At 37.1% G+C, this 26,682-nt stretch carries 21 protein-coding genes and 1 tRNA gene; 12 read left to right on the forward strand and 10 right to left on the reverse strand.

All coding sequences use genetic code 11. The features are described from left to right. Nucleotides 1-47: 47 nt before the first annotated feature. The 4 genes from tsf to rplM form a co-directional block, all read right to left on the reverse strand. Entirely contained in the window at nt 48-887 is an 840-nt protein-coding gene (tsf, locus tag R3E32_17725) for a translation elongation factor Ts (protein MEZ4886576.1), read from the reverse strand. A gap of 58 nt (nt 888-945) precedes the next feature. Continuing rightward, on the reverse strand, nt 946-1,728 hold the full coding sequence (gene rpsB / locus R3E32_17730) for a 30S ribosomal protein S2 (GenBank protein MEZ4886577.1): 783 nt from the start codon (nt 1,726-1,728) through the stop codon (nt 946-948). Between the two features lie 15 nt (nt 1,729-1,743). Further along, the gene (gene rpsI, locus R3E32_17735; protein MEZ4886578.1) at nt 1,744-2,130 is read right to left on the reverse strand and encodes a 30S ribosomal protein S9; all 387 of its coding nucleotides are present in this window, start codon (nt 2,128-2,130) and stop codon (nt 1,744-1,746) included. Nucleotides 2,131-2,205: 75 nt separating this feature from the next. After that, nucleotides 2,206-2,649: a 50S ribosomal protein L13 gene (gene rplM, locus R3E32_17740; protein ID MEZ4886579.1), complete on the reverse strand. Its 444-nt coding sequence runs from the start codon at nt 2,647-2,649 to the stop codon at nt 2,206-2,208. A 420-nt stretch (nt 2,650-3,069) separates the two neighbouring features. Here rplM and R3E32_17745 point away from each other — a divergent pair, with 420 nt between their 5' ends. Further along, nucleotides 3,070-3,681 carry a hypothetical protein gene (locus tag R3E32_17745; GenBank protein ID MEZ4886580.1) on the forward strand — a complete coding sequence of 204 codons (612 nt, stop codon included), beginning with the start codon at nt 3,070-3,072 and terminating at the stop codon, nt 3,679-3,681. Between the two features lie 135 nt (nt 3,682-3,816). Here the strand turns inward: R3E32_17745 and guaB are convergent, their stop codons facing one another. Continuing rightward, nucleotides 3,817-5,274 (reverse strand): IMP dehydrogenase, encoded by a 1,458-nt coding sequence (gene guaB / locus R3E32_17750; protein MEZ4886581.1) that lies wholly within the window; start codon nt 5,272-5,274, stop codon nt 3,817-3,819. Nucleotides 5,275-5,473: 199 nt separating this feature from the next. Here guaB and R3E32_17755 point away from each other — a divergent pair, with 199 nt between their 5' ends. From R3E32_17755 to R3E32_17790, 8 genes are all read left to right on the forward strand, one after another. Further along, on the forward strand, nt 5,474-6,550 hold the full coding sequence (locus R3E32_17755; GenBank protein MEZ4886582.1) for an AIR synthase-related protein: 1,077 nt from the start codon (nt 5,474-5,476) through the stop codon (nt 6,548-6,550). A gap of 95 nt (nt 6,551-6,645) precedes the next feature. Continuing rightward, on the forward strand, nt 6,646-7,257 hold the full coding sequence (locus R3E32_17760) for a NifU family protein (protein ID MEZ4886583.1): 612 nt from the start codon (nt 6,646-6,648) through the stop codon (nt 7,255-7,257). Between the two features lie 85 nt (nt 7,258-7,342). Then, entirely contained in the window at nt 7,343-8,023 is a 681-nt protein-coding gene (locus tag R3E32_17765; protein MEZ4886584.1) for a response regulator transcription factor, read from the forward strand. A 126-nt stretch (nt 8,024-8,149) separates the two neighbouring features. Further along, nucleotides 8,150-9,202: a sugar phosphate isomerase/epimerase gene (locus R3E32_17770; GenBank protein ID MEZ4886585.1), complete on the forward strand. Its 1,053-nt coding sequence runs from the start codon at nt 8,150-8,152 to the stop codon at nt 9,200-9,202. Between the two features lie 10 nt (nt 9,203-9,212). Beyond that, nucleotides 9,213-10,007 carry a hypothetical protein gene (locus tag R3E32_17775; GenBank protein ID MEZ4886586.1) on the forward strand — a complete coding sequence of 265 codons (795 nt, stop codon included), beginning with the start codon at nt 9,213-9,215 and terminating at the stop codon, nt 10,005-10,007. Nucleotides 10,008-10,159: 152 nt separating this feature from the next. After that, a complete protein-coding gene (locus R3E32_17780; protein ID MEZ4886587.1) occupies nt 10,160-10,903 on the forward strand; it encodes a hypothetical protein in 744 nt (247 codons plus the stop codon). 187 nt (nt 10,904-11,090) lie between these two features. After that, nucleotides 11,091-11,903 (forward strand): hypothetical protein, encoded by an 813-nt coding sequence (locus R3E32_17785; protein MEZ4886588.1) that lies wholly within the window; start codon nt 11,091-11,093, stop codon nt 11,901-11,903. Nucleotides 11,904-12,042: 139 nt separating this feature from the next. Beyond that, complete coding sequence (locus R3E32_17790; protein ID MEZ4886589.1) at nt 12,043-12,282, forward strand: hypothetical protein; 240 nt, start codon at nt 12,043-12,045, stop codon at nt 12,280-12,282. A gap of 68 nt (nt 12,283-12,350) precedes the next feature. On the opposite strand, the gene R3E32_17795 is transcribed toward R3E32_17790, so the two are convergent. Further along, the gene (locus R3E32_17795; GenBank protein MEZ4886590.1) at nt 12,351-13,418 is read right to left on the reverse strand and encodes a hypothetical protein; all 1,068 of its coding nucleotides are present in this window, start codon (nt 13,416-13,418) and stop codon (nt 12,351-12,353) included. A 136-nt stretch (nt 13,419-13,554) separates the two neighbouring features. Between R3E32_17795 and R3E32_17800 the strand changes: the two genes are divergently transcribed. After that, nucleotides 13,555-13,629, forward strand: a tRNA-Ile gene (locus R3E32_17800). Nucleotides 13,630-13,705: 76 nt separating this feature from the next. On the opposite strand, the gene R3E32_17805 is transcribed toward R3E32_17800, so the two are convergent. Then, entirely contained in the window at nt 13,706-14,053 is a 348-nt protein-coding gene (locus R3E32_17805) for a hypothetical protein (protein MEZ4886591.1), read from the reverse strand. Between the two features lie 219 nt (nt 14,054-14,272). On the opposite strand from R3E32_17805, the gene R3E32_17810 reads away from it, so the two are divergent. Next, a complete protein-coding gene (locus R3E32_17810) occupies nt 14,273-14,896 on the forward strand; it encodes a Kazal-type serine protease inhibitor domain-containing protein (GenBank protein MEZ4886592.1) in 624 nt (207 codons plus the stop codon). 57 nt (nt 14,897-14,953) lie between these two features. Here R3E32_17810 and R3E32_17815 read toward each other — a convergent pair whose 3' ends face one another. Further along, on the reverse strand, nt 14,954-15,142 hold the full coding sequence (locus tag R3E32_17815) for a hypothetical protein (protein ID MEZ4886593.1): 189 nt from the start codon (nt 15,140-15,142) through the stop codon (nt 14,954-14,956). Between the two features lie 159 nt (nt 15,143-15,301). Between R3E32_17815 and R3E32_17820 the strand changes: the two genes are divergently transcribed. Further along, complete coding sequence (locus tag R3E32_17820) at nt 15,302-18,346, forward strand: CHAT domain-containing tetratricopeptide repeat protein (protein ID MEZ4886594.1); 3,045 nt, start codon at nt 15,302-15,304, stop codon at nt 18,344-18,346. 129 nt (nt 18,347-18,475) lie between these two features. Here the strand turns inward: R3E32_17820 and rpoC are convergent, their stop codons facing one another. Next, complete coding sequence (gene rpoC, locus R3E32_17825; protein MEZ4886595.1) at nt 18,476-22,774, reverse strand: DNA-directed RNA polymerase subunit beta'; 4,299 nt, start codon at nt 22,772-22,774, stop codon at nt 18,476-18,478. Nucleotides 22,775-22,826: 52 nt separating this feature from the next. After that, on the reverse strand, nt 22,827-26,645 hold the full coding sequence (rpoB, locus tag R3E32_17830) for a DNA-directed RNA polymerase subunit beta (GenBank protein ID MEZ4886596.1): 3,819 nt from the start codon (nt 26,643-26,645) through the stop codon (nt 22,827-22,829). Between the last annotated feature and the right edge of the window lie 37 nt (nt 26,646-26,682).

Consider the following 26,682-nt stretch of genomic DNA (forward strand, 5'->3'; position numbering starts at 1 on the left):
ATTTCCGAATTACGAAAATGCGCTTTTTTATCATCTATCAGATTCGATTATCCGATTGCTAGTCTTTTGAAGCCAGTAACTTTCAAACCTTTAGAAACTGATTGAAGGTATTCGCCAACAGTTTTGCTATTGTCCTTCACGAATTTTTGGTGAACCAAAGTATTGTCTTGATAGAATTTTTGGAGTTTTCCTTGAGCAATTCTATCCAATATTTTATCTGGTTTTCCTTCTGCACGAGCCTGTTCTCTACCAATTTCGAGTTCTTTTGCTTTGGTTTCCTCGTCTACATCACTTTCATCTACTGCAATGGGCTTCATCGCTGCTACTTGCATTGCCACATCTTTAGCTGCTCCAATGATATCCTCATTGCCAGTTTGATTCAACCCTACTAATACACCAATTTTGTTACCTGCATGGATGTAAGGCACTACCAAATCCGCTGATAGTTTTTCATAGTTAGAAACTTCAATTTTCTCCCCTATTTTACCTATTTGGTCAGTAAGGTTTTCTGCAATAGTTAAATTATTGAGAGATAAACTTAGCAATTCTTCAGTATTTGAAGGTGTATTCGCCAATGCTATATCAGCAATTTTGTTTGCAAAACTAACGAAGTCGTCATTTTTTGCTACAAAATCAGTTTCACAACTTAATACCAAAGTAATTCCTGATGTTCCATCATCTGAAACTTTAGCGATGGCAACACCTTCCGTAGCTTGACGGTCAGATCTTTTTGCAGCTACTTTTTGTCCTTGTTTACGAAGAACCTCAATAGCTACATCAAAGTCACCTCCTGCCTCTACTAGGGCTTTCTTACAATCCATCATACCAGCACCAGTCTGTTGTCTCAATTTATTGACATCTGATGCAGAGATCTTAACACCACTCATGGTTTGTTTCGATTTTATATTGATAAATATTATTTTCTATTGTAAAAGACTACATGATTTAGTCTTTCTTTTTTCTGCGTCCTCTTGTTCTTCTTCTTCTTGCTGAGTCTTGCTCACTAGCATCTCCACCAGATGAAGTTACAGAATCTTGTTCTCTATCACGCTCCAATAATCCTTCTCTAATTTTTTCTACGATATAGGAAATGATAACATTCACAGACTTAGAAGCATCATCGTTGGCAGGAATAGCGAAGTCAACAGTTGTTGGATCAGAGTTGGTATCAACCATGGCGAAAGTACTCAAGTTCAGCTTATGTGCTTCTGCTAAAGCGATGTGTTCGTGGCTAATATCAACAATAAAAAGTGCACTTGGAACACGATTCAAATTCGCAATACCACCCAATACACGCTCCAACTTATCTTTTTGTCTGCCCAACATTAAGCGTTCTTTCTTAGTCAATGCCTCAGCATTCTCAGTAAGTGTACGTTCAATGCCTTGCATTTTTTTGATGGACTTCTTGATAGTGGCAAAGTTGGTAAGCATACCTCCTAGCCATCTTTCAGTCACAAAAGGCATTTCAACACTTCGAGCAGCTTCTGCTACGATGTCTTTTGCCTGTTTTTTAGTGGCAACAAACAATATTTTTCTACCTGAGCGAGCAATAGATTTCACTGCTTTACCCGTTGCTATTAAAGCTTCGTTGGTCTTGTTCAGGTCAATAATGTGAATACCCTTGCGTTCCATAAAGATGTAAGGAAGCATTTTGGGATTCCACTTCTTTTTCAAATGTCCGAAGTGGACACCCGCATCCAACATTTGTTCATTAGGAATACCTTGCATAGTATATCTTGGATTTTATCGTTTACTAAATTGTGCTCTTTTACGTGCTTTTCGAAGACCTGGTTTTTTACGCTCAACTATGCGCGCATCTCTGGTCATCATATCTTCTGCTTTCAGTGCTGGTTTACAATCAGCATTTTCTTTAACTAAGGCACGAGAAATACTTAAAGCAATCGCTTCTGCTTGCCCTTTTACACCACCACCACGAACCGTGATTTTGAAATCGAATTTACCTTCTGTATTTGTCAATTTAAAAGGCACTACGATTAAATCCGATAAGTGAGGAACAGTAATGTATTCTTTATAGTCTTTGCCGTTGATAATAACCTTACCTGTACCATGTGATAAAAAAGCACGTGAAACAGACGATTTTCTTCGACCTACTGCATTTATCTGGCTCATAAAATATTGATTATTTACATTTTGAAATGGGTTAAATAAAATATCTTGACCATTTCAAATTGCTTGATTTAATGTTTAAAAAGTCATTTCTTTTGGTTGCTGTGCTTGGTGTGGATGTTCGGCATCTGTATAAATGAATAATTTCTTAATCATTTGACGACCAAGACGATTTTTCGGCAACATACCTCTGACCGCTTTTTCCATTACATCAGTAGGTTTGTGTTGCAACATTTCTTTGGCGGTGCGTCTTCTTTGTCCACCAGGATAGCCGCTATGTCTAATGTACTCTTTGGCGTTCATCTTATTACCTGTAAATCGAATTTTATCCGCATTCACAATAATCACATAATCACCATCATCAATATGAGGAGTATAAGAGGGTTTGTGTTTACCACGTAAAATAGTAGCAATACGAGTAGCCAAACGACCAACAATCATATCTTCTGCATCTACTATATACCACTCTCGTGTTACGTCCTCTTTTCGGGTTGAAACTGTTTTATAACTCAGTGTATTCACCGCATTCTATTTTTTGCTGTGAGAAAAATCTTTTTCTTAAAAATTGAGCGCAAAGATACTATTATAGCTCAAGATAAACAAGCATTCTTTATAAATTTATGTTGAATCAATTATTAAAACATTGGTTTACAGTCAAAATTTCGCACAGAAATTTTAGCCCCCTTGAAAAAAGGTTAAACATACTATTGTCATAGTTTATGCGTTTTATCAAAGTGCATTAAACCATGATTTAGTTGCATTATCAAACCATACTGATAGTACTAAAACCAAATGAATATTATGATACCTTTTCTCTACTTAAGTAACAAAGAAAAGTTAATTTTACAATCAATTGGCTATTTTTGAAACAAAGGGGAAGGCTAAATAAAGTGTGAGATTATTTTTCTTCATCACTCATTGTAGAAACCTTTTTACCCACTTATGCTTTATTTAGAAGTATTTTTTTTCAAAACCTTATTTTCTGTTTTAAACGATTCTAATGCTATGGCACGAAAAATCATTGTGTGCACACTTTGCTTAATAGTCACTAGTTCACTTGCTTTTGCTCAAAAAAAATGGATCCCCACTGATGTCCAGACATCTACTATCTTGGTTGAGCGGTTTAAATATCAAGACCCTAGTAATACTCTAACTGACATTGATGAGTTTTTTGAAGACGATAGAGATGATTTCATAGAAGAAACCAATGAAAATTTGGAAGCTTACAATGAAAAATTAGAGCCTGTTTTTAAAAAATATAAATACGGTTATAAACTAGTTGCAGTAGGAAAGATTGATGAGTTGTATCCAGACAAAAATGAATATCGCTACATCCTTCGAAGAGAAGCTTTTTTTGGAAACAAAAAAACCTTAAATCTTGACACAAAAAAAGTAGAAGACGATTCTTATTTTGCTTATCGATATTATTTCTATGATAGAAAAACAAAAGAATCTTATCCTTACTATTATTTTTCAGGTGACCAGTGGGAACAGTTGAAAAGAATTGTACATTGGCTCAATAAATCTGATAATCAGACTGTTTCAGGTCAGTAGGAATATTGAAGGAAAAATCAAATAACTAAATTTGTTTTGATTTCTCCCCATTTAAACTAAGAAGAATTAAAACCTCCAATTTTAGAAACCGTCCTCAAACAATCATTTCGAGGACGGTTTTATTTTTGTACTTTGTTAAGCCGAAACGCTATAATTTGGAGCTTCTTTCGTAATCTGAACATCATGTGGGTGGCTCTCCCGCAAACCTGCACTGGTAATTCTAATAAATCGAGCATCTTCTCGCAAGTTTTCAATAGTAGCCGTACCACAATATCCCATTCCTTGCTGCAAACCACCAATTAATTGAAATACAGTATCTTCCAATTTCCCTTTATATGCTACCCTGCCTTCAATACCTTCAGGTACTAACTTTTTAGCTCCTTCTTGAAAATACCTGTCTTTACTCCCTTTTTGCATTGCTCCAATAGAACCCATACCTCTGTAAACCTTATATTTACGTCCTTGATATAGTTCCGTAGCACCGGGGCTTTCCTCACAACCTGCAAAAATACTTCCCATCATACACGTTGCTGCACCCGCTGCAATCGCTTTCACCAAATCACCAGAATATTTGATACCTCCATCTGCAATGACAGGTATACCATAAGGTTTAGCCGCTTCAGCACAATCATATATAGCCGTAATTTGTGGAACACCTACACCTGCCACTATTCTCGTTGTGCAGATGGAACCAGGTCCAATGCCTACTTTCACTGCATCAGCCCCAGCTTCAATAAGCGCAACTGTACCGCTTGCCGTAGCCACATTCCCTGCAATCACTTGTAAGTCTGGAAAAGTATCTTTTACCTCCCTCACTGTTTGTAGTACTCCTTCTGAATGTCCATGTGCCGTATCTATCACAATTACATCTGCCTGTGATTCTGCTAATTTGGCAACGTGGTGTAAGGTATTTTTTCCTACTCCTACTGCTGCACCAACGAGCAAACGCCCATAAACATCTTTTGCAGCATGAGGATACTGAATTGCTTTTTCGATATCCTTAATGGTAATCAAGCCTTTGAGCTTCCCATTTTTATCTACAATCGGCAATTTCTCAATTTTATGCCGCATCAAAATACCCTTTGCTTCTTCTAAAGTAGTCCCTGCAGGTGCAGTAATGAGATGCTTGCTCGTCATTGCTTCTTGAATACTTTTGTTGTGGTCAGTTTCGAAGCGGATGTCTCGATTGGTGATAATGCCTACCAATATACCATTTTCATCGGTGATAGGTACGCCTGAAATTTTGTATTTGGCCATCAAATCATCAGCCTCAAATACTTTATGACTTGGCGACAGAAAGAATGGATCATTGATAACCACATTCTGGGAGCGTTTGACCATATCTATCTGCTCTGTTTGCGACTCAATAGACATATTTTTGTGTATAATACCAATACCTCCTTGTCGTGCCATTGCTACCGCCATTCGTGCCTCGGTGACAGTGTCCATACCTGCACTAATAATAGGTATGTTCAGACGAATTTTTGGAGTAAGCCACGTAGAAAGTTGGACATCTTTGGGGAGAACATGGGAGTGATCAGGAAGTAGTAAAACATCATCGAAGGTGAGTCCTTCTTTTATTAACTTGTACATCATTGTGAATTTTTTCAGCGATTTGCAAAAAAAATTCGTGCAAAGATAATAGATTTTTTGCCAATGAAAATCGAAATAACAGTGAAAATGAAAATTATAGCCAATAATTGTGCTTCTCTTGCTTCAATATCCAATAATTCTCAAAAAAACTAGAACTTCGCAACACAAACATGATTCAACAATATCAACAATTCAACAAATGAACCAAAAACAGAGTGGCTTAGACATAAATTTGGGAAATGAGTGTTCTAAAAATGCTTACAACTGGTCAAAAAAGACTTTTGAGAATAGAAAAGGAAAGGCTGGAGATTTGGCTTTAGACATTGAAGGTGGTTTTGCGAATATGCTACAATTTGGTAAAATGAGGATTGGGATTGCTTCTGATGGCATTGGCACAAAAATAGAATTAGCAGAACGCAGCCGTATATACGATACACTTGGCTACGATTTATTGGCAATGGTGGCCGATGACTTGGTAGCAGGTGGCTTTGAACCTACCAATATTTCTAATATCATTGATGTGGATTTACTCGATTATGACACAATTGATGCGCTTATGAAAGGTCTACACGATGCGTGTAATTTTGCAGGAGTAGCCATCTCAGGGGGTGAGATTGCAGAACTGGGCAATCGCATAAGTGGATATGGTGAGGGGATGCACTTTAATTGGTGTTCGACTGCTGTTGGAGTTTTGCATGAAAGTTTGCAGAAACCAATTGATGGCCAAAATATTGAAGTGGGTGATGCGGTGATTAGCTTGCAAAGTCGAGGCTTTCGCAGCAATGGTTTTTCGCTGATTCGTAGAATTATGCAACAGACCTATGGTGATTTGTGGCATGTTCAATCTTATGACGAGCAAACAACTTGGGGCGAAAAACTGCTAACTCCTTCTTTGGTTTTTTCACCTGCTATTATGAGTTTACTCAATGCGGGTTTCCAATTAAATGGAATTGCTCATATTACTGGTGGAGGCATTGCGGATAATTTTCAAAGGGTATTGAAAAAAGCAGGAGTAGGCGCAGAATTAGATAATTTGTTTCCTCCTCATTTGGTAATGCAAAGGCTTCAAAAATTGGGTGATGTCGATACGAACAAAGCTTATTTGTATTGGAATATGGGTAATGGGATGTTGATTGTCTTGCCACAAACTTCTGCGGATGAGGCTTTTTCTTTGCTGGGGGATAGTGGTTATAACGCACGCATTGCAGGACAAATCGTTGAAGGTAAATTCGTTCACATTGTTACGGATAGTGTCGATTTGAAGGAAACTTATTGAAAGGCAAATATTGATTTTCCATACCTTTGCAAACCAAAAGCAATCATTGGTTGTTTAAGCAATGTTGTTTATCTGATACAAAAAAATACATAGTAATGATAGGTTCAAAAAGAGTGGTAAGCATTTACACCGAAGCAACACCGAATCCAGAAACCATGAAATTCGTGTTGAATAAGATGTTGTATGCTCAAAATAGTGCTGATTTTCCTACTCGTGAGGATGCAGAGGGAGCTTCTGATTTGGCAATTGGCTTGTTTGATGAATTTCCGTATGTCAAAGGTGTTTTTATTATGAACAACTTTGTAACGGTTACGAAAACACCTACTACTGAATGGTTTGAGGTGGTTCCCGATATTCGAGAATATATCCGTCAATATGTAGAAGAGGAGGGTCATATAATTGATGAAAATGTACTTCGACAAAAACTAGCGGACAAACCAGGTGGCGACCCAAATGAAGTGAGTGTGGACGATTCTGAAATAGAAGTAAAAATCAAAGAATTGATTAAAACGTATGTGCAACCTGCGGTAGAAATGGACGGCGGCAGTATTGTATTTCGGTCTTACAATGAAGGCATCGTTTACTTGGGAATGCAGGGTTCTTGTAGTGGCTGCCCTTCTTCTACGGTAACACTCAAGGCGGGCATTGAAGGTCTGATGAAACGCATGATTCCAGAAATCATATCGGTCGAAGCTGAAATGATGTAATCAACAAATCCATTTTGAATGATAGAATGAGTGGATTTTGAAAAAAAATGAGCTCCACTCATTCATCATTAATACAAACAACCTTATGAACCCCAAAAAAGTAAAGATATTGATTGTTGATGATGAAGCGGATGTATTGGAATTTATGCGCTATAATCTCAAAAAAGAAGGATTCCAAGTATTTATTGCACCTGATGGCGTTGAGGCCATTAAGATTGCACAAAAAGAAATTCCGCATTTAGTTGTTTTGGATATTATGATGCCTGAAATGGACGGACTGCAAGCTTGTAAGGAATTACGGGCATTGCCAGAACTTCAACATACATTGATTACTTTTTTAACAGCTCGTAGCGAAGAGTTTACTCAAGTGATGGGTTTAGAAATCGGAGCAGATGATTACATTACCAAACCTGTAAAACCGAGATTGTTTATCAGCAAAGTAAAGTCACTCTTACGCCGTTATTCCAAGCAAGACACAGAAGATGTCATTGTTGTCAATGACATAGAAATTAATCGAGATACATTCACTATCAAAAAAGGAGATGAGATAATAGAACTGCCCCGCAAAGAATTTAAGTTGATTTATTTGCTTGCTTCTAAACCAGGCAAAGTTTTCACTCGTGAAAAAATTCTAACGAGTGTATGGGGAACAGATGTAATTGTCAATGACCGAACTATTGATGTACATATCAGAAAACTTCGTGAAAAAATCGGCAATGAATACATCAAAACTATCAAAGGAATAGGCTATAAATTTGAACTATAAGTATAAAATAAATCTCTCCAAACTAATATTTCCTCCCTTTATACTACCATTTGACAGGACAAATTGCATATATTTACGAGTCAAAGAGATTAACTTCAAATATATATAAAAGATAACTCCTTAGGTATGAAAACAATCAAGGGTCCTGCCATTTTTTTAGCACAATTTGTAGGTGATAAATCACCATTTGATACATTGGAAGGAATGTGTCGGTGGGCATCGGACTTGGGTTTTAAAGGTATTCAAATTCCCACTTGGGAAAAACACCTGATTGACCTACAATTGGCAGCTGAAAGCAAAACTTACTGCGATGAGTTAAAAGGTAAAGTGGCAGAGCATGGATTGGAAATCACCGAATTATCTACTCATCTTCAAGGACAGTTAATAGCTGTTCATCCTGCTTACAATGAAATGTTCGATGGTTTTGCAGACCCTTCTGTGCGAAATAATCCAAAGGCTCGGACTGAATGGGCAAAGCAACAACTCCTATGGGCAGCAAAAGCAAGTCAAAATTTAGGACTATATGCTCATGTAACCTTTTCGGGTTCATTGCTTTGGCATACTATATATCCTTGGCCTCAACGTCCCGCAGGTTTGGTAGAAACAGGCTTCAAAGAATTGGCGAATCGCTGGACACCTATCCTCAATACTTTTGACGAAGTTGGAGTAGATCTCTGTTATGAGTTGCATCCGGGTGAAGATCTGCACGATGGCATCACATTTGAGCGATTTTTAGAAGTCACCAACAACCATCCTCGTGCCAATATTCTATACGATCCGAGCCATTTTGTATTGCAGCAACTGGATTATTTGGCATTTATAGATATATACCATGAACGCATCAAGATGTTTCATGTCAAAGATGCTGAATTTAATCCTTCTGGAAGAGCAGGCGTATATGGAGGATACGAAAGTTGGATCAATCGCCCAGGACGTTTTCGTTCCTTAGGTGACGGACAGGTTGATTTTGTAGGCATATTTAGCAAACTAACCCAATATGATTTTGACGGATGGGCTGTAATGGAATGGGAATGTTGTTTGAAACATCCCGAAGATGGAGCAACAGAAGGAGCCATTTTTATTGCAGACCACATCATTCGTGTGACAGAAAGAGCCTTTGATGACTTTGCAGGCACGGGAGCGGATGAAGCAATAAATAAGAGAATATTAGGGATATAATAGTGATTAAATGAAAATGCAAGATGATTTCTACATAGGTTGGCAGCCCAAATCTCCTCATTCTTATACAAAAGCTATGAGTTTGTTTATTGGTTTTTTGCTCATTGTCGTACCTTTATCGGCGTTTTTATTGGTTAACAGTCAAAATAATTTTTCTACTGCCCGTTTTGAGTTTGGTAAAACGACTGAAATTGAAGGAATTTTGGTTAAAGATCCAGTTCCAATGTTAAAATTAGAGGCAAGCAAAACTTCTGATGGAAAAACCCATTATCAAAATATATTGTTGGTGGCTTTTGGAAAGCGAGGAGCTAAAGGTGATATCAGGAAGATGGAGCAAGAAAATGGCGATTTGCAGGGGAAACTTGTCCGACTAAAAGGAACGTTGATTTATGGAGATGGTAAAACTTTGTTGGAGTTGACTGAAGGAAAGGAGGCATTGTTGGATGTAAAAACAGTAGCAAACATCTTTATTTCGCAAGAAGAAAAATATGGTACAACCACATTGAAAGGTGAAATTATTGATCCAAAGTGTTATTTTGGTGTGATGAAACCTGGTGAGGGAAAAATACACCGTTCTTGTGCCATTCGCTGCATTTCGGGAGGTATTCCACCTGTATTGAGAATCAAAGATACCGAAGGAAATACGGATTATTGTCTTTTGGTGGGAAGCAACGGCGAGAACATAAATGATAAGATATTGGAGTACGTGGCAAGCCCAATTGAAATTAGCGGTCAGTTGTCAAAATTAGACGATTGGCTGCTGTTTAGAGTAGATTTTGATGCTGGTTTTAAACTTTTGTACTAAAAAAAAGCTTTAATTAGCATTGACGTTTAAATGACAAAATATAGATGATGTTGTTAAACCCATTCAATAGCACAAAAGTCTAACCAAAGTAGAAACAATATTTTTCTATCAAATTAAAAATAATAATCATTAACCAATAAACCTTTTAAAATATGTCAACAATCTTCAAACGTTTTCAGATATTTTCTTCGCTACTACTTGTAGCATGTTTGGCAATGTTCTTCAATGCTTGTGATACAACTACGGGTACAGACCCATGTGAAACAGTTAATTGTATCAATGGTGATTGTCTAGTTAGCGCAACAGGCGATCCTTTCTGTAATTGTAACCCTGGATTCAGTGGTCCTACTTGCGAAACAGTAGATGACCCTTGTTCTGCCGTTCAATGTCCGTCCAACGCTACTTGTTTGATAGACAGTGTCACAGGAGAGGCTTACTGTGAGTGTGACTTAGGCTATGAAGGGGATAATTGTGATGTTGAAATCAGAAGTAAATTCTTAGGTACTTACACAGGGAAAGTAACTTATACAGATGGAGATATTTTCACCGATTTTGCGCAAAGCGTCACCGTCACCGCAGACCCAAGCAATATTGAGCAGTTTTTCATCAACAATTTTGAAGACTACTCTATTCCTTCAGCCGAGCGTTTTTCTTTCTTGTCAAAAGTTAGACCGATTGACCAAAAAGCAAATACCTTTGAGATATTAAACAGCTACACCAAAGATTATATATTGGATGGCGTTCAATACAGAGTAAGATATAGTGGCACAGGTTTAGGAACAAGAAACGAGGCCAATGGACATATGGTCATTGAATACAAAGTAGAGGACATTAATCCATCTACAAATGTAGTGATTTCGTCTCTTACCAATATCTTGACTTTGACACCTCAATAAACAGTCGAAAGACTTTAGATAAAAAACAGTCGAAAGACTTTAGATAAAAGACAAAAGAAAGTGGATGTGTTTTCAATAACGCATCCACTTTTTTGTGGGTGTTAATGTTCAAAAAGTCAGTAAATAATAGCATATATTTTGTTAAAATGGTAAATTTGCTCATTGCTAACCAATTACTCTTTGAAATATGGCAACGACATCAAAACAATTTCAAATTTCAGCTATTTTAACATTCCTAATTGGCAGTATGCTGTTCTTCAATGCCTGCAAAAAAGATACAAATCCCTGCGAAGATGCAATATGTATAAACGGCAATTGTGCCGTAAACGCAGCAGGTGAAGCTGTTTGCAATTGCAACGAAGGATTTACTGGGCCAACCTGTGAGGAAATAGTTGATCCATGTTTGGACTTAACGTGTGTCAATGGGAACTGTGTAGTTGATTCTCAGGGCATGGCTTCCTGCAATTGCAACGAAGGATTTACTGGACCAACCTGTGAGGAAATAGTTGATCCATGTTTGGACTTAACGTGTGTCAATGGGAACTGTATAGTTGATTCTCAGGGCGTGGCTTCCTGCAATTGCGATGAAGGATTTACTGGACCAACCTGTGAGGAAATAGTTGATCCATGTTTGGACTTAACGTGTGTCAATGGGAACTGTGTAGTTGATTCTCAAGGCGTGGCTTCCTGCAATTGCGATGAAGGATTTACTGGACCAACCTGTGAGGAAATAGTTGATCCATGTTTGGACTTAACGTGTGTCAATGGGAACTGTATAGTTGATTCTCAGGGCGTGGCTTCCTGCAATTGCGATGAAGGATTTACTGGACCAACCTGTGAGGAAATAGTTGATCCATGTTTGACAGTTCAATGTCCTGATAATTCAACTTGTGAGATAGATAATGTAACAGGGAAGCCTATTGTATATGTAATATTGGGTATCAAGGGAATAACTGCGATATTGAAATCCGAAACAAATTCTTGGCGCTTACACAGGTAAAGTAAATTATACCAACGGAGATATTTTCACAGATTTCACTCAGAGTATAACTGTTACCACTGACCCAAGCAATATTGAGCAGTTTTTCATCAACAATTTCGAAGACTATTCTATTCCTTCTGCCGAGCGTTTTTCTTTTTTGGCAAAAGTCAGACCGATTGACCAAAAAGCAAATACCTTTGAGATATTAAACAGCTACACCAAAGATTATATATTGGATGGCGTTCAATACAGAGTAAGATATAGTGGCACAGGTTTAGGAACAAAAAACGAGACCAATGGACATATGGTCATTGAATACAAAGTAGAAGACATCAACCTAAGTACAGGTGCAGTGATTTCGTCTCTTACCAATATCTTGACTTTGACACCTCAATAAACAGTCGAAAGACTTTAGATAAAAGACAAAAGAAAGTGGATGTGTTTTTAATAGCGCATCCACTTTTTTTATTTTTCAGCTTCTTTCATATATGCCAAGTACTTTTTCACCGCTTTCTTTGCCTCGCCAAAGGTCATATATTCCACTCCATTTCGATGTTGGTAATAACTAATTTCATAGATTACTTTCCATTGCTTATACAAATCTTTATAAGCTTGCACCACCGAATAATTGGGATCATAAATATGAGCAGGTTCAGCCGCAACACCATTGATCTCAAGAATTTTAAAATTTTTACCTTTCTTCAAATCAATCATATTTTGGCACTTCAAATCGTAGCGACAAAAACTTATACCCTTCAATTGTAAACTAATCTGATCGAACACCTTTCGCAACTCATCGTCTATCAAATTATTGCCGTTTAAAAACATTGCACCTTTGCAGTGATTTCCAATTGCGCTCAACTCTACCTTTTCTCCTTTCAAAGGAATGGAATTAAGCAGCCCCTTTTCAGCTAAACTAGGTGACAATCTCTCAATTTGCAGTTTTGCACGAGGTTTTTTTTTCATCAACTCCAATACCGTACTTTGCCCATCTCCTTCAATCGTTAAAAACTCCTTGAGACAAATAGAACTCACCACACCTTGCGATTGATGTGGGTAACGATAGTGTAAAATAGCAGCTTCAATAGGATAGTCCACAAACTCTTGAATCAAAAAATCCAATTGATTCTTGTGGTGGTACTGCTGCAAGTCTTCATTGGAAACCAATTTTTCAACCAACAAACCACGCTCCCCCACATCGGGTTTGGCAATCAACGGAAACTCCAACTGTGCAGTGGTCAACCATTGCAGCACATCGGCGAAAGGCGTTTTTTGAGGAACAAAAACAGTAATAGGTCTATATTTCTCAGGAATTTGACGAATGATTTTGATTTTAGATTCCCCCAAAACACCGCCTGTTTCTATGGCAGGATTAGCGGCACTGAAAAAAAACAGTGATCTTGCCTTAATAGAAAAAAACAGCCAAAAAAAGACTACTGGAATATTAGTGAGATAAGCGGGATAATACTCCCAACTCGACCAACGAATGTAGAATAGAGAATTTTTGAAGCGTTGCCACATCGGTTTTTTCATTTTAACTGCGAATATTACGCTTTTTTTGAACTTTCTTTGCCTAAACATTGTAGTATTACCAGCAAGAAATTATCTTTGTGGTAGTTCTTACAACTGTTAGGAAATTGAGTTTATCCTAAACTCGTGCTTCACAGTTGGGCCCATAGCTCAGTTGGTTAGTAGCATCTGACTCATAATCAGAGGGTCCTAGGTTCGAGCCCTAGTGGGCCCACTCCTTTGATGAGTATATCCCCAAACTATTTTTCAAAAACAGTTTGGGGATTTTTTTTTTAGTAGCCCAAATCGCCCTACTCCCAACTTACCTCCATAAGTATATCATACACATCTACTTCAAAGTTTAGCCTGTTTGGTTTTTCCACTTCAAAATCATGAGGGCAGAAGGTAGTATATTTTATGGAACGACGGTAAAGGTTTTGTTTGTTCAGACAAAGCAATAAATACGCATCCTCATTCTTCACGCTTTTAGGCAGTCGTTCCGTCCAAGAATAAGCCCCTTGTTGCTGGTGATGTCCAAGATAACCTGTTCGACTGTTATAGATTTTACTGCCATCTCTAATACGAGAAATTTCAATGTAAATGTCTTTTGTGCCAACATCTGAATCATTACAAGTCGTTTGTATGTGTGTGATAATCATAACTGTAGTAGTATAGTTGCTATTCTAAATTTTTCTAACCGTAAGGTACGATTGCTAAAAATTGAAAGGAAGGATGTAATATTAAAGAAAAAAACGTACATCTCGAAATTTCTAAAGACACATATTAGGTACTTTTATTCACCCCATAATTTACCTAAATTTGTAGAGTAATAAATGCAACCCTATTTTCATTTTTTTAATCCAAAACCTTGATATCATATGAAAATCTTATCCCTTCTAATCACTTGTCTTAGTATATGGATACTCAACGCATCCGAGAGCTGCAATGCCAAACGAGAAGCAGAAGCTTCTAATAAAGTCAAGACTGAAGAAACAATAGATACAGCCAAAGACTGCATTGACAAATCAAAAATAGATAAAAATGGTTTGTGTACAATGGACTATACACCTGTTTGTGGCTGTGACCAAAAGACTTATTCCAATGCATGTGTAGCAGACAAAAACGGCGTAACTTCTTGGACATCGGGCGAATGTGGCAGTCTCAAAACAAGCGACTGTATTGACGAATCTAATATCGAAAAAAACGCCCCTTGTACCAAAGAATACCGCCCTGTTTGTGGATGCGACAACAAAACCTACTCTAATACTTGTATGGCTGAAAAATCGGGTCTATTGTCATGGATAGAAGGGGAATGTGGACAAAAAAAGGAGGATGAAGCCAATACCAAAGAATGTATTGACGAGTCGAAGATTGACAAGACCCGCCCTTGCACCAAAGAGTACCGCCCTGTTTGTGGCTGTGACGGTAAAACCTATCCTAATAAGTGCATAGCAGATAAAGCAGGTCTAATAAGATGGATAAATGGCCCTTGTAGTAAGTAATTGTGGGATAGCATTATGGTAAGCAAATAACCATATCACACATACAATTCTGCAATCTTACTTCACCTTGATATTTCGGGTATTTCTTTTTTCTTTGATCATCTCTTTGCCACGATTAAAAGCAACATAAATACCATAGGCTACAATACAAAGTAAGCCGAGGTAAAAGAGAGGAGTTAAAATTTTAAGAAAAATGACCATCACTACAATGATAACGCCGATATACAACAGTTTTTTAGATTCCATTTTTGTTTGTTGAAGGTTGTTAAGTTTATCCAAAGTATTTTGCAGCATTTCTTCCAATACTTCTACCTAAATAAATAACTATTCTCGAAATAAAGTTCCCATTTTTACTAAAAAAGCCTATCTTTTGAATTTATCTCTTTTTTGAACCTATGGAAGGACATGAAAACAAGTAAAATACAGCTTCAACTTGCTATAGAATACAAAGAAAAGTCTTCAAAGTTACAGTACCAAGCTGACTATCTATCGAGTCTAAAATTTTTGGATGAAGCAGCAGCAATTTTTCTTCAATACGAACAATGGGAAAGCTACATATCCACATTGGTTGATAGAGCTGGAGTCCATTTAAAGCTAATAAATACCCAAGATGCTTGGGAGGATTTAGAGGCGGCTTTGGTTATAAGCACTTCCAAGATAAGTCCAAAACATGAAATATTGAGAGATGTGTATAATGGCTATGGGGATCATTATTGTTATTTAGATAACTATCGAGTTGGACTTGATTATTATAACAAAGCTCTGGAAATAAGTGAATTTTGTCAGAAAAGAGATTTTGACCATCTTAGAATTTATGCAAATATTGGTACTTGTTGGGGATATGCAGGGCAATATCGAAAACAATTGGAAAACCTATACAATGCCCTTGATTTTATAGAAAACTTCCTTTCCCCTACCGAACAAAAAACACTCAAAGTACAGCAGGCATTTGCTCAACTTTACAACAATATCGCTTGGGTTCATGGTGAATTGGGTGATTTTGAGCAAAATTTAGAGTTTCACAAAAAAGCATTGGCGCTTAGAAAAATCATTCTACCTAAAAACCATCCTGAAATTGCCGCAAGTTATAGCAACATTGGAGGGTGTTATATGCTTATAAATGATTTTGAAAAACAACTTTTGTATTTTCAACAGGCACTTCGAATGTATAAAGAAGTTTTTGGTGACAACCATTACGATGTAGGGCGAATGTACAACAATTTAGGTGGCACCTACCAATCCGTAGAAGACTATGACAGGCAATTGTATTATTATCGCAAAGCCTTGAATATATACCTCCATCTTTTTGGTGAACAACATCCTTTCGTGGCAAGGTGTTACAGTAATATAGGGTACAATTATATCAACAAAGAGGAATACGAAAAAGCACTCCAAAACCTATTGAAAGCCAAACAAATTCGTACTGAATTGTTGGGTGCAGAACACTTCGAGATGGCAGCAATATATGATAAACTTGGTGAATGTTATAATGGTCTGAAGGAATGGGAAAAGAGTTGGGAATGTTACCAACAAGCCATTTACATCAAAGAAAAAACTGTTGGAAAACAGCACCCTATATTAGCGGAAACATATAACTTACTCGGAAATCATTATTTACAACAACAGGATTTCTCAAAAGCAATTCAACACTTTCAAGAGTCCATTGATAATCTGAGTGTTGGAAATTCAGGTAATAGCAAAAATATTGCTGATTTTCGACAACACCGTTTCAGCAAATTATTCCTTAGAGTGATTGTCAAGAAAGGAAAGACTTACTATAAGAAATACTTTCATGACAGCAATGACATCAATGATTTAAGAAGAGGAATTAAAACGCTAAAAATAGGGGTTCAATTACTGGATTATATTCGCACTAATTTTCAAATAGAATATTCTAAACTGGTAATATCCAAAAACGCCAATGAGATTTGTGAATACGCTCTTCAATCTGCCTTCATACTTTGGAAACAAACTGGCAACGGTGAGTATCTTGAAGAATGCTTTTATTTTTCTGAAAAAAATAGGGCAATGGTTTTATTGGAAGCATTGAAGGATACACAAGCAAAGTTGACTGCAAATATTCCTGCTGAATTATTAGAAGAAGAGAAAAATATTCGCATTGCATTGACTTTTGTAGAAAAAAAATTGCAGCAACTTCAATCAAAAACCAAACCCAATCAAACTGCAATCGTCCAATTACAGGAGCAGCTATTTAATCATCACCAAGTGTATGAAGACTTACTCGAAAAATATGAAACTGTCTATCCTGCATATTTCCAATTGAAGTTTAATATTGAAACAAGTAGCATTTCAGCAATTCAAAAGCATTTAAAAATTAAAAATACACTTATCCAATATTTTGTGGGGGAACAAGAAATATTCATTTTTTGCCTACAAAAAAATAGTGTTGGTCTAAAAACCGTTGCAAAACCTGCTCATTTTAAACACTTGATTGAACAACTACAACATTCAGTGGTATGGTCAGATGAAGATATATTTGTGGATACTGCAATAGAACTCTATAAATTATTAATTCAACCTATTGAAGACCAAATATCTAATTGCAGTCAATTGACAATTATTCGGAATGACACCCTTCATTTATTACCCTTCGATTTATTGATTTCACCTTCAATGCTACAACAAAGAAAATTCAATAAACTACCTTACCTAATCTGTAAGTATGAAATTATCTATCACTATTCTGCAACAACTTGGTTGTATTGTTTGCAAAAGCAGGCGCAGAGCATTATCCTCACAGACAATTTTTTAGGTCTTGCTCCGGTAAATTTTCATGAAGCAGAAAATATAGGACTTGCGATGGATACAAGCAAAGGAAAAAGTCAAATACTCAGAAGTTCTTCAGGACAGGAAGATTTGGTGAGTCTACCTAATACTGCTATTGAGGTAAAGGAAGTTTATAATTTATTTCACTACAGAAAACTGGATGCCAAAGCTTTTCTTTATAACGCTGCCTCCAAACAAATTTTATTCAAAGAAGCTCCAAACTATAAATATTTGTTGATTTCAACTCATGGTTTTGTACACAATAGTCGAAGTAATTTGTCAGGAATTTACCTATCAAAAAATTCAAATACCGAAAATATACAAGATGAAAATATATTAACAATTTCAGAAGCCTACAATTTGGATTTATCCGCTGATTTGGTGGTATTGAGTAGTTGTAGCAGCGGAGTAGGGGCATTTCAACAAGGAGAGGGCATCATGGCAATGAATCGAGGCTTTTTGTATGCAGGTGCTAATAATATAATTTTCACCCAATTCGATATTCCAGACGAAGCTAGTAGCCAATTAGTAAAACTACTATTTGAAGAAATATTAGCAGGGAAGTCTTATGCAAATGCATTGCGAAAAGCGAAGTTGACATTACTAAAAGAAGAAAATAACAGCCCGCAAGATTGGGCAGGATTTTCCTTGATTGGGTTATGATTGTATTCAATGATTGTTAAGAATCATTCAAATATGCATAGTTTTTCATTAGAAAATAGTAGCATCCATAAAAAAAACCAAAACTGCAAATTGCAGCTTTGGCTTTCATATTTCATAGACTAAAGAAAGTTATACCTTTGCAGGTTCTTTTCTAGTATAAGCAGATTTCATCTTCTCATACTCTTCTTTAGATCCAACTATGTTATCTTGGAATTCGATGCTGCCTGTACCTGCGGGAATCAAATGTCCTACAATTACATTTTCTTTCAATCCCTCCAAATTATCTTGTCTTGCAGCAATAGAAGCAGCACTCAAGACCTTAGTTGTTTCTTGGAAAGAAGCAGCAGATATCCAGCTGCTTGTACCCAATGAAGCTCTAGTAATACCTTGTAATACAGGTTTGGCAGTTGCCGCAATTGCATCTCGGTATTTCACTAAATCAAGGTCATTTCTTCGCAGATAAGAGTTTTCTTCTCTCAATTGACGCAGGGTAACAATTTGACCTGGTTTCAAACGATTGGATTTACCTGAGTCAGTCACGAATTTTTTATCAAAAATTCGGTCATTTTCTGCAATGAACTCAAACTTATCTACCGCTGTATTTTCCAAGAATCGAGTATCACCTGGATCCATGATGTTTACTTTACGCATCATTTGACGCACAATTACTTCAATGTGTTTATCGTTGATTCCCACACCTTGTAATCGGTAAACTTCTTGTACTTCGTTTACAATGTATTCCTGTACTGCAAAAGGACCTTTGATATTCAAAATATCAGCAGGAGTAATAGAACCATCCGAAAGTGGTGTACCTGCTCTTACAAAGTCATTTTCTTGAACAAGAATATGTTTTGATAACGAAACCATGTATTTCCGCTTCTGACCTTCTCGGGAAGTAATAATTACCTCTCGATTACCACGCTTGATTTTACCGAATGTAACTGCTCCGTCAATTTCGGAAACAACAGCAGGATTAGAAGGGTTACGCGCTTCAAACAATTCTGTTACTCTCGGAAGACCTCCCGTAATATCCTTCACTTTACTCAGTGTACGTGGTATTTTTACCAAAACCTTGCCTTTGTAAACAGGTTCATCGTTATTTACACTGATGTGTGAGCCTACTGGCAGGTTGTATGTTTTAACTTCATCACCATGAGCATGTTCTACTTGAATAGAAGGTATTTTTCGTTTATCCTTCGAATCAATAATTACTTTCTCTTTGTGTCCAGTTTGCTCATCAGCTTCCTCTCGAAAAGTAACCCCTTCGATAATATCTTCGAATATTACTTTACCTGCAAACTCCGATACAATTACCGCATTATAAGGGTCCCATTCACAAACAAGGTCATCTTTAGCGATTGTCTGTCCATCCTTTACAAAAAGTAATGCCCCATAAGGAATATTGTAATTAATCAATTGTTTGCCTGTTTCGGGATGTAGTATGCGAATTTCGCCTGTACGTCCCAACACAGTTGTTTTGGTCACTCCTCCTTCACTCACATATTCTACTGTTCGTACTTCGTCAAACTGTATAATACCACCAAACTTAGCAGCAAGGCGAGATTCGGTAGCGGTTGCTTTTGCAATACCACCAACGTGAAAAGTACGAAGTGTAAGCTGTGTACCAGGTTCTCCAATGGATTGTGCGGCAATAATTCCTACGGCATCTCCTCTTTGAGCAACTCGATTGTTTGCTAAGTTTCGACCATAACATTTCACACAAACACCTCTTGCAGTTTCACAAGTTAAAACCGAGCGAATTTCGATAGATTCTATACCCGTTTTTTCTTCGATATATTGAGCAATGTTTTCAGTGATATCTTCACCAGCTGTTACAATCAATCTTTCAGTAATTGGGTCATAAACATCATTCAATGCTACACGTCCCAAAATACGATCGTATAAAGGTTCTACAATATCTTCGTTGTCTTTCAATGCAGATATTTCAATTCCTCTCAATGTACCACAATCTTCTTCTGTGATAACAACATCCTGTGCCACATCCACCAAACGACGAGTCAAATATCCTGCATCTGCCGTTTTCAAAGCTGTATCAGCCAAACCTTTTCTTGCACCGTGTGTAGAGATAAAATATTCAAGTACAGATAATCCTTCCTTGAAATTAGCCAAAATTGGGTTCTCTACAATTTCTGGTCCTGCCGCACCTGATTTTCGAGGTTTGGCCATTAATCCCCTCAAACCCGCTAGCTGTCGAATCTGCTCTTTGGACCCCCTTGCTCCTGAGTGCATCATCATATACACTGCATTAAAACCTTGGTTATCAGAAGCCAGCTCATTCATCAAGCGACCACTTATTTGTGTTGTCAGACGTGTCCAAATATCAATTACCTGATTGTATCGTTCATTGTTGGTAATCAATCCCATCTCGTAATTCATCGCAACCTCATCCACTTCAGATTGAGCATTGTCAACCATTTTGGGCTTGCCAGTTGGATCTATTAAGTCTTTTATTCCGAATGATAGTCCACCTTTGAAAGACCATTGAAATCCCATACTTTTGATATTGTCTAGGAAATCGGCAGTTCGAGCAATACCAACAATACTCAATACACGATTAATAATCTTTCTTAGTGCTTTCTTGGTAAGCAATTCATCTACATATCCTACTTCCTCGGGAACTACTTGGTTGAATAAAACTCTTCCTACACTTGTTTCCACAAGTTGGTGTTTCATACTACCATTGCTTTGACGAATAGGTACCTTGACCTTAATTGCAGCATGTAATTCAACTGCTTGTTCATTGAAAGCAATGATTACTTCTTCTGGTGAATAAAAGGATTTTCCTTGTCCTTTTACAATTCTTTCAGGTGTAGTTGTACGAATTTTGGAGATGTAGTACAATCCTAATACCATATCTTGTGAAGGCACAGCAATGGTAGTACCACTTTGTGGATTCAAGATATTATGAGAAGACAACATTAGTAATTGAGCCTCTAAAATAGCGGCATTACTAAGCGGCACGTGTACCGCCATTTGGTCTCCATCAAAGTCAGCATTGAAGGCTGAACACACAAGTGGATGTAATCGAATTGCCTTACCTTCCACTAATTTAGGTTGAAATGCTTGTATAGATAACCTGTGCAAAGTTGGCGCACGGTTAAGCATTACAGGGTGTCCACGTAAAGTATTTTCTAATATATCCCAAATTGCAGGGTCTTTTTTATCTACTAGCTTTTTAGCAGATTTCACTGTTTTTACAATACCTCTTTCAATCAGTTTTCGGATTACAAATGGCTTGAACAATTCAGCCGCCATATCTTTAGGCAAGCCACATTCGTGCATCTTCAACTCAGGGCCTACTACAATTACAGAACGTCCTGAATAATCAACCCTTTTACCTAAAAGATTTTGACGAAATCGTCCTTGCTTACCTTTCAATACATCACTCAACGATTTAAGCGCACGACCACCTTCAGCTTTGACAGCATTTGACTTACGAGAGTTGTCAAAGAGCGAATCTACCGCCTCTTGCAACATTCTTTTCTCATTTCTCAAAATCACTTCCGGTGCTTTGATTTCAATCAGACGTTTCAAACGATTATTTCTAATGATAACCCGTCGATACAAATCATTCAAGTCAGAACTTGCAAAACGTCCGCCGTCCAAAGGCACCAATGGACGTAACTCAGGTGGAATAACAGGCAAATACTGAACAATCATCCATTCCGGAGAATTTTGCCTTTGTTCATTTGCATCTCGAAATGCCTCTACTACGCTTAATCTTTTGAGTGCCTCTGCTTTTCTTTGTTGAGAAGTTTCATTTGCAGCTTGATGTCTAAGATCATAAGACATTTTATCCAAATCAAGATTGGTCAACAAATCTTTAATTGCAGTTGCACCCATTTTGGCCACAAACTTTTCAGGATCGTGATCCTCTAAAAGTTGATTTTCTCTTGGAAGACTTTCTACATAATCTAGGTATTCTTCTTCAGTTAGCAAGTCCATTTTTTCAACTTGTCCTTCTAAAGCCCCTGGATTGATGACTATATATCTTTCATAATAAACAACGCTTTCCAATTTTTTGGAAGACAAACCTAATAAATAACCAATTTTATTAGGCAATGCCTTGAAATACCATATGTGTACTACAGGGACTACCAGCTTGATATGACCCATTCGCTCTCTTCTTACCTTCTTCTCCGTTACTTCTACGCCACATCTATCACACACAATTCCCTTATATCGAATTCGCTTATATTTTCCACAATAACATTCGTAATCTTTTACGGGGCCGAAAATTCGTTCGCAAAAGAGACCGTCTCTCTCAGGTTTATAAGTTCGATAATTAATCGTTTCTGGCTTCAACACTTCACCATACGAGCGTTCGAGTATCGTGTCAGGAGAAGATAAGCAGATGGTAATTGTCGAAAAATTACTTTTAATTTTGTGATCCTTTTTAAAGGGCATATTGCAAACCTCCGTTTTATATAGTTAATTCAAACTGTTTTCTAAAAAAAAATTATTCAAAGATAAGGTCAAGTGCCAAACCTCTCAATTCGTGTAACAGTACATTGAAGGATTCTGGGATACTTGGAGTTGGTAGATTATCTCCTTTTACTATTGCTTCATAAGCCTTCGCTCTACCTACAATATCATCTGATTTAATTGTAAGTAATTCTTGCAATATATGTGCTGCACCAAATGCTTCCAAAGCCCATACCTCCATTTCTCCAAAACGCTGACCTCCAAATTGTGCTTTACCACCCAAAGGTTGTTGTGTAATGAGAGAATAAGGACCTATTGAACGAGCGTGCATCTTATCATCCACCATATGTGCTAGTTTGAGCATATAAATTACTCCTACAGTAGCTTCTTGATGAAAACGATCACCAGTTTCACCATCATAAAGATGTGTCATACCAAATTCTGGTAAGCCTGCTTGTGTGATTTCATCACTAATCGTATCAACAGTTGGTCCATCAAAAATTGGACAAGCATATTTTTTACCCAATTTTAGACCTGCCCAGCCTAATACAGTTTCATATATTTGGCCAATATTCATCCTTGAAGGTACTCCCAATGGATTCAATACAATATCCATCGGTGTTCCATCCTCTAAAAATGGCATATCTTCAAGGCGAACTATTTTAGATACGATCCCCTTATTACCATGACGACCTGCCAATTTATCTCCAACCTTCAATTTGCGTTTTTTAGCCAAATAAACTTTAGCCAATTTCAATACACCTGCGGGTAATTCATCTCCTACACTTATGTTGAACTTCTCTCTTCTATAGCGTCCTACTTCTTCACTTACTTTAATGCTGTAGTTGTTCAACAACACCTTGATGTGATTATTAAGCTCTTCATCTTCTGTCCACCCCTCTGCCTTCACTTGAGAATAATCTAATCCTTTTAAAACAAGAGGAGTAAACTTTACACCTTCTTTAATGATTATCTCATTGTAAACATCTTTTACACCTGCTGAACGATAATTATTTAAGAGTGAGCTTATCTTGTCAAGCAATAAATCCTTCAATTTTGAAAGATGCTCTTTATGCTCTGTATCTAATTTGGTTATCGCTTCTTTTTCTCTTACTTTACTTTCCTTGGTCTTTTTCGCTCTTGCGAATAAACGTTTGTTAATAACTACTCCTTTTGTAGAAGGCGGTAGTTTAAGAGAAGCATCTTTTACGTCTCCTGCTTTATCCCCAAATATTGCTCTTAATAATTTTTCTTCAGGCGTTGGATCTGATTCTCCTTTAGGGGTAATCTTACCAATCAAGATATCCCCTTCCTTCACATTTGCACCGATACGGATAATACCATTTTCATCCAAATCTTTGGTTGCTTCTTCACTCACATTCGGAATATCATTGGTTAGTTCTTCTTCTCCTAACTTCGTATCCCTTACATCCATATCATACTCTTCAATATGAATAGAAGTGAATAAATCTTCTTTAACAACTCGCTCAGAAATCACAATTGCATCCTCAAAGTTATATCCTTTCCAAGGCATAAACGCAACCAATAAATTGCGTCCTAATGCCAACTCTCCTTGCTGCGTAGCATATCCTTCACAAAGAATTTGCCCAGAAACAACCTTGTCACCTTTTCTAACAATCGGTTTGAGATTGATACAAGTACCTTGATTTGTTCTTTTAAACTTAGTCAAATTGTAAGTGATAGAATCATCAGTAAAACTAATTAACCTATCAGTATCATTTCTATCATATCGGATAACAACCTTATTTGCATCTACATATTCTACAATACCATGCCCCTCTGCATTAATTAACATCCTAGAATCTTGAGCTACTTTTGCCTCCAATCCTGTTCCAACAATCGGGGCATCTGTTCGCAACAATGGCACTGCTTGACGTTGCATATTCGATCCCATCAAAGCACGGTTCGCATCATCGTTTTCCAAAAATGGAATTAGAGACGCAGAAACCCCTACAATTTGATTAGAAGCTACGTCAATATACTGCAATTGGTCAGGAGGTAGAACTGGGAATTCCCCCTGATGACGAGATTTAATTCTATCTTGGTTAAACTGCCCTTCTTCATCAAAACTTGAAGTAGCTTGACCAATAATTTTAGTATCTTCTTCTTCTGCCGATAGATAATCTACATCTTTCCTACCCATTCTTACATTTCCTTCCTCTACTCTTCTATATGGAGTCTCTAAAAACCCCATCTTGTTTACCTTAGCATGTACACATAGAGTAGAAATCAGCCCAATATTTGGTCCTTCTGGAGTTTCAATTGTACACAATCGTCCATAATGAGAATAGTGAACATCCCTAACTTCAAATCCTGCTCTCTCTCTTGATAAACCACCTGGTCCTAACGCAGAAATACGTCTTTTATGAGTAATTTCAGACAACGGATTAGTTTGGTCAAGAAATTGAGATAATTGACTTGTACCAAAAAACGAGTTAATAACAGATGACAAAGTACGAGCATTTATCAAATCCACAGGTGTAAACACCTCGTTATCTCGAACATTCATACGTTCACGAATCGTACGAGCCATACGTGCCAAACCAACACTAAACTGGCTATACAACTGTTCTCCAACTGTTCTTACCCTTCTATTACTTAAATGGTCAATATCATCAATATCCGCTTTTTGGTTGGTTAAGCGAATAAGATATTTAACCATTTCAATAATGTCCTCCTTAGTCAAAACACGGAGATCATTATTAGCCATATCTATCTTGAGCTTTCTATTGATTTTATATCGCCCTACTTCACCTAAATCATAGCGTTTGTCGGAGAAAAAGAGTTTATCAATAATTCCTCTAGCAGTTTCCTCATCTGGGGGATCAGAGCCTCTTAATTGTCGATAAATATGTTGAACCGCTTCAATTTCAGAGTTTGAAGTGTCCTTGTGCAACGTATTGTAAATAATCGCAAAGTCAGCTGATTTAGCTTCTTTTTGCAATACGATGGATTTCACTTCTGTTTCTAAAATATCTTCAATATTGTACTCATCTAAAATAGTATCTCTTTCAAGAATAACTTCATTTCTTTCTATAGAAACTACTTCACCAGTATCTTCATCAACAAAATCCTCAATCCAGCTTTTCAACACACGAGCGGCAAGCTTTCGACCTATGTTCGCTTCAAGTACATCTCGGCTTACTTCCACTTGGTCGGCAAGGTCAAATAACTCTAAAATAGCTTTATCTGTGTCGTACCCTATTGCTCTCAATAAGGTTGTTACTGGAAACTTTTTCTTTCTATCAATATACGCATACATTACGTTATTGATATCTGTTGCAAATTCTATCCATGCTCCCTTGAAAGGAATTACACGTGCAGAATACAACCGAGTTCCATTAGGATGCATACTTTGACTGAAGAATACGCCTGGCGATCGATGCAATTGTGAAACGACTATTCTTTCTGCACCATTTACCACAAAAGTTCCCTTTGGTGTCATGTAAGGGATATTTCCCAAGAAAACTTCTTGCTCAATTGTTTCAAAATCTACGTGTTCTTCATCATTACATGACAAACGTAACTTTGCCTTCAAAGGAACACTATAGGTTAATCCACGTTGCATACATTCTTCAATGCTATAACGGGGAGGATCTATATGGTAATCCAAAAATTTTAAATCAAAAATATTACGAGCATCACTAATAGGAAAGTTATCAGTAAATACCCGATACAGACCTTCGGAATTACGATCACCAGGAGCCGTTTCTAGTTGAAAAAATTCTTGAAAAGACTTTACCTGAATTTCAAGCAAGTCTGGATTTTCATGAGTTTGCTTGATTCTACCAAAATTAATGCGCTCTGTATAGGCAGTTATGGCTGAGGTCATATAAAAGGAACTTTACTTATGTTATGTGTTAATGTTG

The sequence above is a fragment of the Chitinophagales bacterium genome (assembly GCA_041392475.1).
GTDB lineage: Bacteria > Bacteroidota > Bacteroidia > Chitinophagales > UBA2359 > JAUHXA01.